The following is a 14280-nucleotide window of genomic DNA, read 5'->3' on the forward strand; positions in this document are numbered from 1 at the left end:
GCCCTAAGCGGCTTTCGCGAATGCCGCCGCATTCGCGAGCAGCTCTTTCAATTGAGCAGCCGGCAAGGTCTCCAGCGGCGGCCGCAGGCGCTGCCACTCGGCATGACCGGTGCGCTCGGCCATCAGCGCCTTCAGGGAGGGCATCTGCGCGAAGCGCGACACCAGTTCGCGCGCCTTGACGATGCGCGCCTGCGCAGCTGCGAGGTTTGCGTCGTCGTCGCTGTCCCGGAAATGCTTGAAGACATAGGCGAGATCGCGCGCGACGAGGTTCGAAGTCGCGGTGATGCAGCCCGCGCCGCCCTTGCGCAGCAGCGGCAGCAGCAGCGGGTCGGCGCCGGTCAGCACCGAAAAGCCCGGGAACCGCTCGACCATCGCGGTCATGTTGGCGAAGTCGCCCGAGGAATCCTTGATGCCGACGATGGTCGACGGATAGGCCGCGCGCAACCGCTCGATCAGCGCGTGCGAGATCGGCTGCATCGACATTTGCGGGATATGATAGAGCACGATCTTGAGGCGCTTGTCGCCGATGCGCTGGATGATCTCGCTATAGGCGGCATAGACGCCGTCGTCGCTGACATTCTTGTAGTAGAACGGCGGCAGCATCACCACGGTATCGACGCCAACCGACAGCGCATGGCGCGTCAACGCGATGGTGTCGGTGAACGCGGCGACGCCGGTGCCCGGCAGCAATTGGTTCGGCTTGATGCCTCCGGCGATCACGGCCTCCAGCAGCGCGGTACGCTCGGAGACCGAGAATGAGTTCGCCTCCCCCGTCGTGCCAAGCATCGCAATGGCATCACAGCCTTCATTCAGCAAATAGCGGCAATGCGCGACAAAGCGCGCATGATCCGGGGCAAGCTCGCCGTCGAGCGGCGTCAACGCGGCGGAGAACACGCCATGTGGGTGCAAGGACTGGGGGTGTAGCGATGATGTCGACAAAGCTTCCTCCGATTAACCGATCGATGTTGTTCGGAATGCGAACATTTGTTCCAACCTGATCCGTTGGTAGGATCGGGCTGCCGTGGCGTCAAGGTCGCTCGGCATCCTCGATGGCGGCGATGTGTTCTATCTCGCGCGCGCCAGCGCGGGCCTCGACCGCTACAAGATGGATCGCCGGCCCGGCACGCGCATCCCCGCCTACAGCGCCGCACTCGGCCATGCCATGCTGGCGCATCTTGCGCGCAACGAGCAGATCGAGCGGCTGGAATCACGGCCCCGCGTCAAGCTGTCTGAGCGCACGCTGACCGGTCTCGACGCCCTGCTCGCCCGGCTCGATCAGGTGAAGAAGAAGGGCCACGCCGTCTCCGGCGGCGAGAACGCCTACGGCCTGCGCACACTGGCGATGCCGATCCTGGACGCGCAAGGTTGTGTGATCGCCGGACTGAGCGTCACCGTGGATGCGATGCGCATGGGCATGCCGACCTTTCGCGATCAGGCGCTGCCGAAGCTGATGCGGCTGACCGGCTCACGATCAAGTCGGGCCTGTTGAGCTGAGCGCGCCGTTGGCGGAAGCGCGATCTCCCAAGACGGCTATTCCGGGACGAGTGTCGCAAGTCCGGCTTCGATAATGGTGATTTCCTCGCTCACCTGCGCGATGGAGTGCTGCGGGTCGACGCCGGTCACGGCCACCAGCTGCCGCAGCAGGTCCTGGCGATGCGCCAAAATATCTTCCAGGGCATCGCGATCGTTCAGCCGCACATAACCCTCAACGATCAATTCAACGGAACGCGACATGATACTCTCGATACAATCTGATTTCTAATCTCGCGAAAATATCGCGCCGGCGCGCGGCTGCGGGAATGAAGTCGCGTAAACCTTGACAGATAAGATTAATGGCCGTGCAACGCACTGCCTAAACAGTGATGCGATCGAAGTCTGCGGCGATCCGGACGTCCGGAAAGATCTTTGCCGCCTCGGCCAGGATCTCTCCCTCCTCATAGCGACCCGACAGATGGGTCAGCACGAGCTGCCGGACGTTATTCGTGGCCGCGAACTGAGCCGCCTCGGCCGCGGTGAGATGACCGTAATCCCGCGCGGTCGGCGCATCCCGATCCAGGAACGTCGCCTCGATCACCAGCAGGTCCGCATCCGCAACATGTTTCGATAACCCATCGGTGGTCTCGGTGTCGCCGATCACGACCAGCTTCTTGGCCCCGCTCGGCGGACCCAGGACATCCTCCGGATCGATCGTCCGGCCACCGTCAATCGTGACCGGCCGACCTGCGGCAAGCTCGCCGCGCATGGGACCATCGGGCACACCGAGGGCAGAGAGACGATCGGACAAGAGATGGCGGCGCGCGGGGCTTTGGAACGAGAAGCCAAAGCTGTCGGTGTCACGATGACGGACCGGAAAACAGCCGACGACGAAGTCGCCGGCGTCGGCGACCTGCTCTTCAGAAAGGGGGGCGAATTGCACCGCAATCGGCGCCCGCCCCTCGCCCCACAGGCCCGTAAGCATGCGGATGACGATATCGAGCGTGCGTGGCCCGCCATGGATCGTCATGACATCGGAGGTCTGCCGCAGCCCCAATGTCGAGAACAGGCCGGGGATGCCGAGCACGTGGTCGAGATGCCCGTGCGTCAGAAGAATGCGATCGAGCCGCCGAAAGCCGGCGCCGCTTCGCAGCAGCTGGCGCTGCGTGCCCTCGCCGCAATCGATCAGCATGCGCTGGCCCGCGACCTCCAGAAGAAGCGCGGGATGGTTGCGCTCTGCGGATGGAACGCTGGCCGAGGTCCCAAGAAATGTCAGGGCGAACATTGTTGACTCTTGTGCAAGGTCGAAAGGGCTGATCCGCCCTTATAGCCGAGCGCGGACCGCCCGCGCCCCCACACGCAGGCAGATATGGTTCCCGTCGCGCCGCCTCCTCAGCCCATCGGCGTCCAGATCATCGGGCCGTATCTGGAGGACCGCACGACGATTGCGCTGGCCGGGCTGATCGAACGCGAATTCGGCGGCTTTGTGCTGCCGCCGGTGCTGTCTGCAAATCAGTCCGCGAGCTAACCGAGCTGTTACGTTCGATCGGCCGACTGCGCCTCGACCGCCTGCACCGCCACGGTCGCGACTTGCCGCAGTGCTTCGCGGTCGGAGCCGGAAGATGCCATCACGCCCATGCCGACCGAGACGGCCGACACATAACGCGCGAGGGCCGCAGGATCCGACGTCGGCTTGAGATCACCGTCGGCCTTGGCGCGCACAAAACGGTCGCGCAGCTGGTCTTCGTTTTGCGCGCGGCGGGCGGCGAGCTCGAAGGGGACATTCTCGGAGCCGGTGCCGCAGGCGATACCGCCTTGGACGAGCAGGCAGCCGGGCGGATTGGCCGGATCGGTCTGCTTTTCGGCGATGCCGATCAGCATCCGCTCGGCGACATCGCGGGCGGTCGGTGCGGCGACCACCACGTCCATCCAGGCGCCGCGCAATTTACTGTAGCGATCGAGCGCGGCCTTGAGCAGGCCTTCCTTGTTGCCGAAGCAGGCATAGAGGCTCGGCGGGTTGATACCCATGGCCTCGGTGAGCTGGGCAATTGTGGCGCCCTCATAGCCATGGCGCCAAAACACTTCCATCGCCTGATCCAACGCCACTTCGGCGTCGAATTCGCGGGGGCGTCCCATGCCCATATGCCTGTCTCCTCAGGAATCAGCGTCGCCCCTCGGACTAACGCCTGATCCTATCTATTTGTTCTGTCTTTCTTTTCTATTCCGCCTTCCCATTCTTGCGGTAAGCGGCTACAATTTTCTTAGCGAACGGTACATAAGTATCTTGCGCTGCGATATCCAGCTCCACATCTGTAGTGAACACTACATTTCTGGAGCGCGCAAATGCCCCCGTCCCAAAATCCCTCTCGTCCCGGCCGTATCCGTCGCCTTCTCGGCGGTGTTGCTGTTGTGGGCGCCCTCGCCGTAACTGGCTCGATCGCGACCGGCCACTATTTCCGTGCCGCGCAAGCGACCGCAACGGCGGCCGCGGCTGAGCAAGCCGTCTCCGTGACGGTCGCGATGATCGAGCCAAAGCAGACCGTGCTGTGGGACGATTTCTCGGGCCGGCTCGAGGCCATCAACCGCGTCGAGCTTCGCCCGCGCGTGGCAGGCGCGATCCTGTCGACCAATTTTACCGAAGGCGCACTGGTGAAGGCCGGTGATGTCCTGTTCAAGATCGATCCGGCGCCTTACGAGGCCGAGGTCGACAAAGCCAACGCACAGCTCGAGGCTGCGAAGGCGCGCGTGGTGTTCACCCAGAGCGAGCTCGAACGCGGGGCGCAGCTTGTCGGCAATGCCGTCGTCACGCGGCGTGACTACGACCAGCGCGACAACGCCAATCGCGAGGCCATTGCCAACGTGAAGGCGGCGGAAGCGACGCTCCAGACCGCAAAGCTCAATCTCGACTACACCGAGGTGCGTGCGCCCGTGGACGGCCGCGTCGGCAAGTTCGAGATTACTGTCGGTAACCTCGTCGCCGCCGGCACCGCCTCGCCGGTCCTGACATCGCTGGTCTCGGTCAATCCGATCTACGCCTCGTTCGATGCGGATGAAGAGGTCGTGCTGCGCGCGTTGAACTCGATCGCGGATGCCTCAGGCAAGCGTGGCAATCTCGATCAGATCCCCGTGGAGATGGCGACTTCCGGCGGCCTCTCGGCCAAGGGCCACATCCAGCTCATCGACAACCAGGTCAATGGACAGAGCGGCACCATCCGTGTCCGCGCGGTTTTCCAGAATGAGGACGGGCGTCTCATCCCCGGCCAGTTCGCCCGCGTGCGCATGGGCCAGCCGAAGCAGCAGACGCTGGTGATGATCGACGAGCGTGCGATCGGCACCGACCAGGACAAGAAGTTCGTGATGGCAGTCGGCGACGACAGCCGTGCCGTCTACCGGCCGATCACGCTCGGCGGCTCGGTCGACGGACTGCGCATCGTGACAGCGGGCCTGAAAACCGGTGATCGCATCGTCGTCAACGGCCTGCAGCGCGTGCGTCCCGGCGCTCTCCTCAAGACCGAGGTGGCAGCGATGGGTGCGCGCGGGCAGCAGGCCTCCAACCACAGCAACCAGGACGTGGTGCAACGCTAGTTACATGTCCGGGACGCGCGGCGTGTCGCGCCGAAGCTCCAAGAGCGTAGGCGGAGCCGCGCGCCCGGAATGACGACGTCATAACGACCAAGACATCGCATCTCGATTCCGGCCTTCGTGGGTGTTCGCCCGCGTCCCGGAGTACGGGAGAGCTGTCTCTCGCGCAGGGGCAAAGCCATGAATCTCTCGAAGTTCTTCATTGATCGTCCGATTTTCGCCGGCGTGCTGTCGGTCCTGATTTTCCTCGCAGGCCTGATCTCGTTGTTCGCGATGCCGATCTCGGAATATCCGGACGTCGTGCCGCCATCGGTGCTGGTGCGCGCGACCTATCCCGGCGCCAATCCCAAGGTGATCGCGGAAACGGTGGCAACGCCGATCGAGGAGCAGATCAACGGCGTCGAAGGCATGCTGTACATGTCGAGCCAGGCCACCACCGACGGCGCGATGACGCTGACGGTGACGTTCCGGCTCGGCACCGATCCCGACAAGGCGACGCAGCTGGTGCAGAACCGCGTACAGCAGGCCGAACCACGCCTGCCGGCCGTGGTGCGCCAGCTCGGCATCATCACCAAGAAGTCGTCGCCCGACCTCACCATGGTCGTGCATCTGTTGTCGCCGAACAACCGCTACGACATGACGTATTTGCGCAACTACGCGGTCCTCAACGTCAAGGACCGTCTGGCGCGAATCGACGGTGTCGGCGACGTCCAGCTCTATGGCGCCGGCGATTATTCGATGCGAGTCTGGGTCGATCCGCAGAAGGCGGCCGAGCACGGCCTGACCGCGAGCGACATCGTCAAGGCGATCCAGGCGCAGAACGTCGAGGCCGCCGCCGGCGTGGTCGGCTCCTCCCCCAACGTCAAGGGCATCGACCTGCAGCTCTCCGTCAATGCGGAGGGGCGGCTCGCCAACGAAGAACAATTCGGCGACATCGTGGTCAAGACCGGCACGCGTGGCGAAGTCGTGCGCTTGCGCGACGTCGCCCGCATCGAATTGGGCGCTTCGGAATACGGCCTGCGTTCGCTGCTCGACAACAAGCAGGCGGTTGCAATCCCGATCTTCCAGGCGCCGGGGTCGAACGCGCTGGAGATTTCCGATCACGTCCGCGCCACCATGGCCGAAATCAAGAAGAACATGCCGGAGGGCGTGTCCTACCAGATCGTCTACGACCCCACTCAGTTCGTGCGCTCCTCGATCGAGGCGGTGATCCACACGCTACTGGAGGCGATCGCGCTGGTCGTGCTGGTCGTGATCCTGTTCCTGCAGACCTGGCGCGCCTCGATCATCCCGCTGCTCGCGGTGCCGGTCTCGATCGTCGGCACGTTTGCGGTCATGCACGTGTTCGGCTTCTCCATCAACGCGCTCAGCCTGTTCGGCCTGGTGCTCGCGATCGGCATCGTCGTTGACGACGCCATCGTCGTGGTCGAGAACGTCGAGCGCAACATCGAGGGCGGGCTGTCGCCGCGCGATGCCACCTATCAGGCCATGCGCGAAGTCTCCGGCCCGATCATCGCGATCGCGATGGTGCTGATCGCGGTGTTCGTGCCGCTGGCCTTCATCTCCGGGCTCACCGGGCAATTCTACAAGCAGTTCGCGCTGACGATCGCGATTTCGACCGTGATCTCGGCCGTCAACTCGCTGACGCTGTCACCGGCCCTGTCGGCCCTGCTGCTCAAGGGCCACAACGAGCCGAAGGACCGGCTGACGCTGATCCTCGAAAAGGCGCTCGGCTGGTTCTTCCGCGGCTTCAACAAGGCGTTTACGCGCTCCTCGGAGAACTACAGCGGCACTGTCACCAAGGTGATCTCGGGCAAGGCCGCGGTGATGGGCCTCTATGTGGTGCTGGTCGGCATCACCGCCTTACTGTTCCAGCAGGTACCGAGCGGCTTCGTGCCGGGCCAGGACAAGCAATATCTGGTCGGCTTCTCGCGGCTGCCCGACGGGGCCACCCTCGACCGTACCGAAGAGGTGATCCGCAAGATGAGCGACGTCGCGCTGACCCAGCCTGGCGTCGAAAGCTCGGTCGCCTTCCCCGGCCTGTCGATCTCGGGTTTCACCAACTCGTCCAACGCCGGCATCGTGTTCTCGACGCTAAAGCCTTTTGACGAGCGCAAGGGCCCGGCACTGAGCGGCAATGCCATCGCGGCCGATCTCAACAAGAAATACGCGGGCATCCAGGAAGCCTTCATCGCCATGTTCCCGCCACCACCGGTCAACGGTCTCGGCACTATCGGCGGCTTCAAGCTGCAGATCGAGGACCGTGCCGGTCTCGGCTACGAGGCGCTGAACGACGCGACCAAGGCCTTCATGGCGGCCATGCAGAAGGCACCGGAGATTGCCGGCGTGTTCTCGAGCTTCCAGGTCAACGTGCCCCAGCTGTTCGCCGATATCGATCGCACCAAGGCGCTGCAGCTCGGCGTGCCCGTGACCGAGGTGTTCAACACGCTCCAGATCTACCTGGGCTCCTACTACGTCAACGACTTCAACAAGTTTGGCCGCACCTACTCCGTCTATGTCCAGGCCGACGCGCCGTTCCGCGCGCGTGCCGACGACATCCGGCAGTTGAAGGTGCGTTCGTCCTCGGGCGACATGGTGCCGTTGTCGGCGCTGCTGACGATCCGCCAAAGCGCGGGGCCTGAGCGGGCAATTCGCTACAACGGTTTCCTGTCATCCGACATCAACGCGGCCGCTGCCCCCGGCTTTTCCTCGGGCCAGGCGCAGGAGGTCGCGACGCGGATCGCGGCGGAGACGTTGCCGCCGGGCTTTGCTTTCGAATGGACCGACCTGACCTACCAGGAGTTCATCGCCGGCAATTCCGGCCTCTGGGTGTTCCCGCTGGCGATCCTGCTGGTGTTCCTGGTGCTGGCGGCGCTTTACGAGAGCCTGACCTTGCCGCTCTCGATCATCATGATCGTGCCGATGGGTCTGCTGGCGGCGATGTTCGGCGTCTGGATCTCCAAGGGCGACAATAACGTCTTCACCCAGATCGGCCTGATCGTGCTCGTCGGCCTCTCCGCCAAGAATGCGATCCTGATCGTCGAATTCGCGCGCGAGCTCGAATTCGCCGGTCGCACGCCGATCCGGGCCGCGATCGAGGCGAGCCGGCTGCGGCTACGCCCGATCCTGATGACGTCGATGGCCTTCATCATGGGCGTGCTGCCTCTGGTGCTCTCGACTGGCGCCGGCTCGGAGATGCGGCGGGCCATGGGCGTCGCCGTGTTCTCCGGCATGATCGGCGTCACCGTGTTCGGCCTGTTCCTGACGCCGGTGTTCTATGTGCTGCTGCGGACCGTCACCGGCATGAAGCCCCTGGTGCATCACGGCAGCGACGTCAGCGCAGCACCGGTTCAGGGGGCCGGGCACTAGTACAGCGAGAGCCCCGATAGCAGCAACAGAACGAGCACGGTCTTGCGAAAGACCGTCTCGTTGACCCGGTGAAAGGCGATCACACCGAGCGCCGATCCCGCGAACAGCGCCGGCAGGCTGACCGCAAGGTCGACAAAGACCCTTGGCGACAGATCCTGATGTCCGAGCAGCAGGGCAATCGCAAAGACCTGCATCGCGGCAATGAATGGCTGCACGAGGCCGCGCTGCTCGCTCTTGGGCATGCCGCGCATGTCGCACCAGATCGTCGGAATCGCGCCGGGCATGGCGGTGAGCCCGCCGACGAGCCCTCCTCCGAATCCGATCAGCGCAACCCAGTGACGGCCGACGGCCTCACCGGCAGTCACCAGCGTCGGCCGCAGCAGCATATAGGCGGCATAGAGCGCAACGACGACACCAAAGCCGCGCCGAAGCAGATGCGTGTCCGTGCTCTGCAACAGCGAGACTGCAATGGGAACGCCGATCAAACCACCGATGATCAGGAACAGGCTTCCCTCCCAGCGGATGCTGCGCCGGAGCGCCCACAGATTGGTCGCCTGCACGCCGATGCTGCACGCCATCATCAGCGGCACGGCCTCCAGCGGCTGGAACACGCGCAGCAGGATCGCACCCGCCACGGCGGAAAATGCGAAGCCCGAGAGCCCCGAGACGAAGGCCCCGGCGAATACGGCGGCGCTGAGAAGCAGCAGTGTCGTGATGTCAGGCACAGTTTTCCCTCTACTCAATCATAGGGAATCTGCGAGACCGGTGCGGCGGCGCTTTCTACGCAACTCGCAGGCTCGCGCGGAAACGACACCTGCATCGCATGCGCGTGCGATCGTTCCAGCATGATGAGCCCCGCCAACTGAAGGGTGACGAGCGCGGCGGTAAGCGCTATCGCGACAATGTTGCCGTTACGCGCGCGCGAGACTGGGGTGGCTGGCTCCGTGCTCGCACGCATCGGGTTGATCGGCATTTTTCCAAAGTTCCTCTTCACTGTCACTGCAGACAGAAATGATTTCATTCAAAAGCAACGTGTCGTGCTGCTCTTCCAGCAGGTCACGATAGCGTTGCAATACGCGCCGCGCCTCGATCGCACGCTGCTGATGCAGCGTCGCGACCATGCGATCGACGACGTCGTGGAACTTCCCGACCAGGCTCCGTGCCCTTGTTCGCACGATGATCTCCTCTCAACCTGAAAGCGAGATTGATTGAACTCACCTCCAGTCGCTATGAGTTGCTTCACACAAGACTCGAACGCGACGAACAACAAGTCGTATGGGTTCTCGTAGGAGAGAACGCAGCAACTCGCGTCACCCAAACGAATGACGCGCGATAATATTCCGATGATGAAATGCGGGCGCGGCGCTGACGATGCCTCAGTGAACCAGCGGGTTGGAAAATCCTGCCGCGAGCTTGACGAGGTCGGCCTGGCGGCTCGTACCGGTCTTGGCGAACACACGATGCAGATGCGTCTTCACCGTCGTCTCTGCGATTCCTAGCGCGGCGGCCGTCTCGGGCACGCCGCCGATTTCGACGATGGACTGCAGAACCCTGAGCTCCGCGGGCGTCAGCTCGAACGTGCGGTCGATCAGCCCGGCACAAGAGCGCGCATCGAGCTTCGCCTTCCAGACGAACAGGGCGCCGATGGCGCCACAGGCGCGCCCTGCACTCCCCTCCCGCAGCAGCGAGGGCAGCGCGATCACATGGGCGACGTGATACGACCCGTCGCTTGATGTCAGCAAAATGTTGCGATCCGCGGCCGCAGCTGCGACCACCTCCGCTTCGTCACGAAAGACGTTGCGCAGCGCTGCGTTCGCGTCAGGCGATCTCGCCAGCAGGCGACCATTGACGGACCTCAAGACGTCGCCCCCGTCCAGGATCGCCTCGGCCGCCGGATTGCTGTGGACGATGTTGCAGGCGGCATCGAGCAGGATCACGCCGGCACTCAATTGATCCACGACATCGGCAAGCGCGATTGCCTTCTGCTGCTTCCGTTCGATGGTCCGGTTGATCATCAACGCTCGGCTTGCATGGGGGACGACGAGCTGCATGCGCGCACGCATCTTCGCGTCCAGCATCTCTCTGCCCGGGATGACGGTCATCAGCATCGGGCAGGACGAACTCGCCTGTTCCAGCACCACATTCGCGACATCGGCACATCCCTGGGGACGCAGCCATTCCTGATAGAAGCGCCCGCGGCGATATTCGTCGAAATTCACGAGGTCCGGAATGTTGCGGACCTCGCCGTAGCGCGGCAGCCTGGCGAGCGGGTCATGCTGGGCGTATTCGTCGGCATAGAGCCGTATGAAGTGCGGATCGACCCCACAATAATAATGCGTCGATCCGGACTTGCTGATCTTGTTCTTTGAGATCAGGCCGCAGGCCCGGCTGCCGAAGAATCCGTTGAGCATGACGACGACATCCGACCACAACTCGGGATTGAGCCCGGCATCATAGATGCTCTCGATCAACTCGGAGCGTTCTGCGGTCAGCTGCATTGAAAGAGCCAATAGTCCGGCGCGGATTTGAGACGTTGATGCCCTGAGGCTTTTCTATGGAGTCTCCCAATCGACCGAAAGGTTCAACGGTTCCGGCGACAACTAACCAATTAGTTGACAAGCGGATTGGAAAATCCAGCCGCGAGCTTGACGAGGTCCGCCTGGCGCGAGACGCCCGTCTTGGCGAACACGCGATGCAAATGCGTCTTCACCGTCGTCTCCGCGATTCCGAGCGCGATGGACGTCTCAGGAACGCCGCCGACCTCGACGATCGACAGGAACACGCGCAGTTCCGCCGGCGTCAGATCGAAGGTCCGCGCAATCAGCTCGCCGTAGGACTGCCCGCCGAGCGTGACCTTACGCAGCAGCAGCGCGCCAACGGCGTCGGACGACCGTTCGCTGCCGTTCCGCAGCACCGACGACAGCGGCAGGATATGCGCCACGTAACGTTCGCCCTCGAGCGAAAGTAGCGGAATCGCGTGCCCGCCTGCGAGAAGCGAGGCAGCATCGCCGCGGGCCGCAAAGGCATCGCGCAACGTCTGATTGGCCTCGGTGCCGCTGGTCACGAGCTGGCCGGCAACGACGCGGACCACGTCGTCAGCCTCGAGCAGCGCGTACCCGCTCGCATTGGCATGCACCACGTGGCAGAAGGAATCGAGCAGGAAGATACCGGATGACAGATTGTCGAGGACATCTGCGAGCGCCGTGGCCAAGGTCAGCTTCGAGCTGATGGCGCGGTTGACGAGCAGCGCGCGGCTGGCGTGCGGCACGATCAGCGACATCCGGTGCTTCATCCCGGCGTCAACCATGCGCCGGCCCGACAGCACCGTCATCATCACCGGGCAGTGCGCGTTCGATTTCTCGAGCACGACATTGGCGGCATCGCTGGCGCCCTGCGGCCGCATCCATTCCTGATAGAAGCGCCCGCGGCGATATTCGTCGAAATTGACGAGATCGGGGATGCTTGCGATCTGGCCGTGAGGCGGCAGGATCGTCAGCGGATCAAACTTGGAATGGGTCTCCGAATAGAGTTGGATGTAGTGCGGATCGGCCCCGCAATAATAGTGCGTGACGCCGAACTTGCTGATCGAATCCTTGGAAAACAGCCCGCAGGCCTGGCCACCGACGAAATCGCGGATACCCACGACGACGTCGTTCCAGAGCGAGGGGTCGAGACCGGCATCGTAGATGGACTCGACCAGATCAGGCAGCTTTCGCGCTCTCGGCATGGTGTTGAATGGCTTCGGATGAACAATGCCGGGCACAATACCACAACCGGGGTACGCCCTCATCCTCCGATCGGAGGATGGTGCCGGCTCAGAGCGAACTGATAGCCTTTCACCCGCAGTGGTGCAGAATTGCGACACTACCCCACCCGTCACGCCTGGTCCCAGCCTGCCTTCTCGACACTCTCGGCCCAGACCGCAGCGCGATAGATCTCGCGCCCGCCAGCGTCCCTGACGCGGATCCAGGCATCGCGATCGCGCAGATCATCGCGCCAGACGAAGAGGTGCTTGGCCATCTCGTCGGCGACCACGAATGTCGCGCTCGCATGCTCGAACACCATGCCGCCCGGATCGATCTTCACGACATTGCCGACCAGGAGGTCGAAGAAGAAACGCCGCATGCCTACTCCACGCGCCAGAACACGTAGTCGGCCGAATACGGCACGCCGCGATAGGCGCCGGCCTGCTGGCACGCGCCGCGGGTCATGCCGCCTTGGGTATTGACCCGCTGGACATGGTTGACGCCGTAGAACAGGCCGTCGCCGCTCCGGGTGATCACGCCGAATTTGAGCCACGGCAAATCGTCGGCGCTCCGGGCCGCCGCTTGGGCAACGATCTTTGCCACCACGGAGCTGCCGTCCTTGTGCTCCCACATCAGCGTGCCGGCATCGACGGTGTCCCAACGCAGCGCAGCGGAGTGGCGCCCGACGGAATTGCCGCGGTCGATCAGCGTCGCCGTCGGCTCGCGCGCCTGCCAAATGAGCTGATTTGCAGCGTCACGCCGGCATTCGTAGATCTGCGCGCCTTCGGCATGGAGCACCGTGCCCGGAATCTCTCCGGGAACCCTGATCTCGTCCGGTGTGCCCGCCAACACCGACGCGCCTGAGAGCACGCTCGCAACAACGGCACTTCGGCTCAATAAGCTGGCGACAGTCATGACTTCACGATCAAGGATCACGTGAAAAATTCCCTGCTCGGGATCGAAATCGATCGCGCGCTCAAATTCGTCGGATGCGATCACTCCGCCGCGCCGCTCCGGACGTCGCTTGGCGTGGCGCCATAGGCCCGCCGGAAAGAGCGGTTGAAATAGGAGAGATCGCCGAAACCGACGTCGTAGGCGATCGAGGAGACCGGACGTTCGGCGAATTCCGGTTCCCGCAGCATGCGATGGGCGCGTTTCAGGCGTTGCTCGATCAGGAACGAGGAAAATGTCTTGCCTTCGGCCTCGAACAGACGCTGGAGATAGCGCGGCGTGACGCCGAGCTCCTGCGCAACGCCGGCGACTGACAGGTCCTGGCGCCAGCAATTGTTGACGATCAGGAATTTGGCCTTGCGCAAGCGGGCGGCCTTCGCGCCGCGCCGGCCGGCCCCCTCCCTGACCTCATCGGTTGGACCGAGCACGAGCGCCAGGAGATCGTGCAAATGCCCGACGCCGAGCTCACGCAACGCCGGCGTTGCCAGCGCGTTCTCCCGCACCAGCGACGTTGCGTAGTCGACGAGCACCCTGATCTCGGTCTGGCGGTCCCGGATGACGCGCATCACCGAATCGTCGACGTCCATGATGATCGGCGCGAGAACCCGCCGCGGTACGCGCAGCGAGAAGCAATCTCCGGCCACGAACCGTTCGAAGGTCGTGGCGTCCTCCGCGCTGGTCAGCACGGCGTCTCCGGGACCGAGCAGCAGGTCTCGTCCCCGCCCCGTGACCCCGACGGTTCCGGACCGGTTGAAGACCAGCGCAAGGCTGTCGTCGCCGTCGACGACGAGCTGCCGGGAGCGAACGACCCTGGCGCCGAACAGCGTGCCGAGCAGCAATTGTGCATCCGGCAGCGAATGCGCGGTGAGGCTTGCCACGATGGGCTCGCCATCCCGAACGTCGAGCTCGGCCTTGAGCACGCCGCGGCAGTAGAAGTCGCGCAGCATGGTAACGCGCTCGCTTTCCGGAATGTCGCTCGACGAAATCTTCAGAATGGAAACATCGTCCTTGCCGGTCACTGCAATCCCTCCAACCGACGAGCAGGCCTGGCCACGCGCTGTTGTTTCCCCATACTTGTATCCGATGCCGCGCATTGTCCTGCTGCCGCGCATTGCCTCTCCCATGTCAGAAAATGCCTATACGAAAGTACCAAATGACA

The 14280-nt window shown here is 63.6% G+C and carries 15 protein-coding genes; 4 read left to right on the forward strand and 11 right to left on the reverse strand.

The genetic code is table 11. From position 1 onward, the window contains the following. Positions 1-3: 3 nt before the first annotated feature. Entirely contained in the window at positions 4-894 is an 891-nt protein-coding gene (locus K3F49_RS10255; RefSeq protein ID WP_234681413.1) for a dihydrodipicolinate synthase family protein, read from the reverse strand. 127 nt (positions 895-1021) lie between these two features. On the opposite strand from K3F49_RS10255, the gene K3F49_RS10260 reads away from it, so the two are divergent. Beyond that, positions 1022-1489 (forward strand): IclR family transcriptional regulator, encoded by a 468-nt coding sequence (locus K3F49_RS10260; protein WP_234680811.1) that lies wholly within the window; start codon positions 1022-1024, stop codon positions 1487-1489. Between the two features lie 41 nt (positions 1490-1530). Here K3F49_RS10260 and K3F49_RS10265 read toward each other — a convergent pair whose 3' ends face one another. Continuing rightward, the gene (locus K3F49_RS10265) at positions 1531-1734 is read right to left on the reverse strand and encodes a hypothetical protein (RefSeq protein ID WP_148771434.1); all 204 of its coding nucleotides are present in this window, start codon (positions 1732-1734) and stop codon (positions 1531-1533) included. Between the two features lie 118 nt (positions 1735-1852). Continuing rightward, positions 1853-2758 (reverse strand): ribonuclease Z, encoded by a 906-nt coding sequence (gene rnz / locus K3F49_RS10270; RefSeq protein ID WP_234680812.1) that lies wholly within the window; start codon positions 2756-2758, stop codon positions 1853-1855. A gap of 84 nt (positions 2759-2842) precedes the next feature. Here rnz and K3F49_RS10275 point away from each other — a divergent pair, with 84 nt between their 5' ends. Further along, entirely contained in the window at positions 2843-3001 is a 159-nt protein-coding gene (locus tag K3F49_RS10275) for a hypothetical protein (protein WP_234681444.1), read from the forward strand. Between the two features lie 8 nt (positions 3002-3009). Here K3F49_RS10275 and K3F49_RS10280 read toward each other — a convergent pair whose 3' ends face one another. After that, positions 3010-3615 (reverse strand): TetR/AcrR family transcriptional regulator, encoded by a 606-nt coding sequence (locus tag K3F49_RS10280; protein WP_234680813.1) that lies wholly within the window; start codon positions 3613-3615, stop codon positions 3010-3012. Between the two features lie 201 nt (positions 3616-3816). Between K3F49_RS10280 and K3F49_RS10285 the strand changes: the two genes are divergently transcribed. Together K3F49_RS10285 and K3F49_RS10290 are read left to right on the forward strand one after the other, a co-directional pair. Beyond that, a complete protein-coding gene (locus tag K3F49_RS10285; RefSeq protein WP_234680814.1) occupies positions 3817-5058 on the forward strand; it encodes an efflux RND transporter periplasmic adaptor subunit in 1242 nt (413 codons plus the stop codon). A 177-nt stretch (positions 5059-5235) separates the two neighbouring features. Then, positions 5236-8424, forward strand: a complete 3189-nt coding sequence (locus K3F49_RS10290) for an efflux RND transporter permease subunit (RefSeq protein WP_234680815.1) — start codon at positions 5236-5238, stop codon at positions 8422-8424. Here the strand turns inward: K3F49_RS10290 and K3F49_RS10295 are convergent. The 7 genes from K3F49_RS10295 to K3F49_RS10325 form a co-directional block, all read right to left on the reverse strand. Beyond that, positions 8421-9149: a sulfite exporter TauE/SafE family protein gene (locus K3F49_RS10295; protein ID WP_234680816.1), complete on the reverse strand. Its 729-nt coding sequence runs from the start codon at positions 9147-9149 to the stop codon at positions 8421-8423. The genes K3F49_RS10290 and K3F49_RS10295 overlap by 4 nt on opposite strands. A gap of 186 nt (positions 9150-9335) precedes the next feature. After that, positions 9336-9599 (reverse strand): hypothetical protein, encoded by a 264-nt coding sequence (locus tag K3F49_RS10300; protein ID WP_234680817.1) that lies wholly within the window; start codon positions 9597-9599, stop codon positions 9336-9338. Between the two features lie 201 nt (positions 9600-9800). Continuing rightward, on the reverse strand, positions 9801-10922 hold the full coding sequence (locus K3F49_RS10305; protein ID WP_234680818.1) for a helix-turn-helix transcriptional regulator: 1122 nt from the start codon (positions 10920-10922) through the stop codon (positions 9801-9803). Positions 10923-11032: 110 nt separating this feature from the next. Further along, positions 11033-12151 carry a helix-turn-helix transcriptional regulator gene (locus tag K3F49_RS10310; RefSeq protein ID WP_234680819.1) on the reverse strand — a complete coding sequence of 373 codons (1119 nt, stop codon included), beginning with the start codon at positions 12149-12151 and terminating at the stop codon, positions 11033-11035. Positions 12152-12300: 149 nt separating this feature from the next. Further along, entirely contained in the window at positions 12301-12549 is a 249-nt protein-coding gene (locus K3F49_RS10315; RefSeq protein ID WP_234680820.1) for a DUF6894 family protein, read from the reverse strand. A gap of 2 nt (positions 12550-12551) precedes the next feature. Beyond that, on the reverse strand, positions 12552-13169 hold the full coding sequence (locus K3F49_RS10320) for a DUF3455 domain-containing protein (protein ID WP_234680821.1): 618 nt from the start codon (positions 13167-13169) through the stop codon (positions 12552-12554). After that, the gene (locus tag K3F49_RS10325) at positions 13166-14140 is read right to left on the reverse strand and encodes an AraC family transcriptional regulator (protein WP_234680822.1); all 975 of its coding nucleotides are present in this window, start codon (positions 14138-14140) and stop codon (positions 13166-13168) included. The genes K3F49_RS10320 and K3F49_RS10325 overlap by 4 nt, the downstream gene beginning before the upstream one ends. Positions 14141-14280: the final 140 nt, after the last annotated feature.

Origin of the sequence: Bradyrhizobium monzae (assembly GCF_021458635.1) — a bacterium.
Lineage (GTDB): Bacteria > Pseudomonadota > Alphaproteobacteria > Rhizobiales > Xanthobacteraceae > Bradyrhizobium.

Bases quoted from the DNA above. Each gene is read 5' to 3' on its own strand.
- K3F49_RS10310 (WP_234680819.1), bottom strand. From the start codon at position 12,151: ATGCCGAGAGCGCGAAAGCTGCCTGATCTGGTCGAGTCCATCTACGAT.
- K3F49_RS10305 (WP_234680818.1), bottom strand. From the start codon at position 10,922: ATGCAGCTGACCGCAGAACGCTCCGAGTTGATCGAGAGCATCTATGAT.
- K3F49_RS10285 (WP_234680814.1), top strand. From the start codon at position 3,817: ATGCCCCCGTCCCAAAATCCCTCTCGTCCCGGCCGTATCCGTCGCCTT.
- K3F49_RS10290 (WP_234680815.1), top strand. From the start codon at position 5,236: ATGAATCTCTCGAAGTTCTTCATTGATCGTCCGATTTTCGCCGGCGTG.
- K3F49_RS10265 (WP_148771434.1), bottom strand. From the start codon at position 1,734: ATGTCGCGTTCCGTTGAATTGATCGTTGAGGGTTATGTGCGGCTGAAC.
- K3F49_RS10275 (WP_234681444.1), top strand. From the start codon at position 2,843: ATGGTTCCCGTCGCGCCGCCTCCTCAGCCCATCGGCGTCCAGATCATC.
- K3F49_RS10280 (WP_234680813.1), bottom strand. From the start codon at position 3,615: ATGGGCATGGGACGCCCCCGCGAATTCGACGCCGAAGTGGCGTTGGAT.
- K3F49_RS10315 (WP_234680820.1), bottom strand. From the start codon at position 12,549: ATGCGGCGTTTCTTCTTCGACCTCCTGGTCGGCAATGTCGTGAAGATC.
- rnz (WP_234680812.1), bottom strand. From the start codon at position 2,758: ATGTTCGCCCTGACATTTCTTGGGACCTCGGCCAGCGTTCCATCCGCA.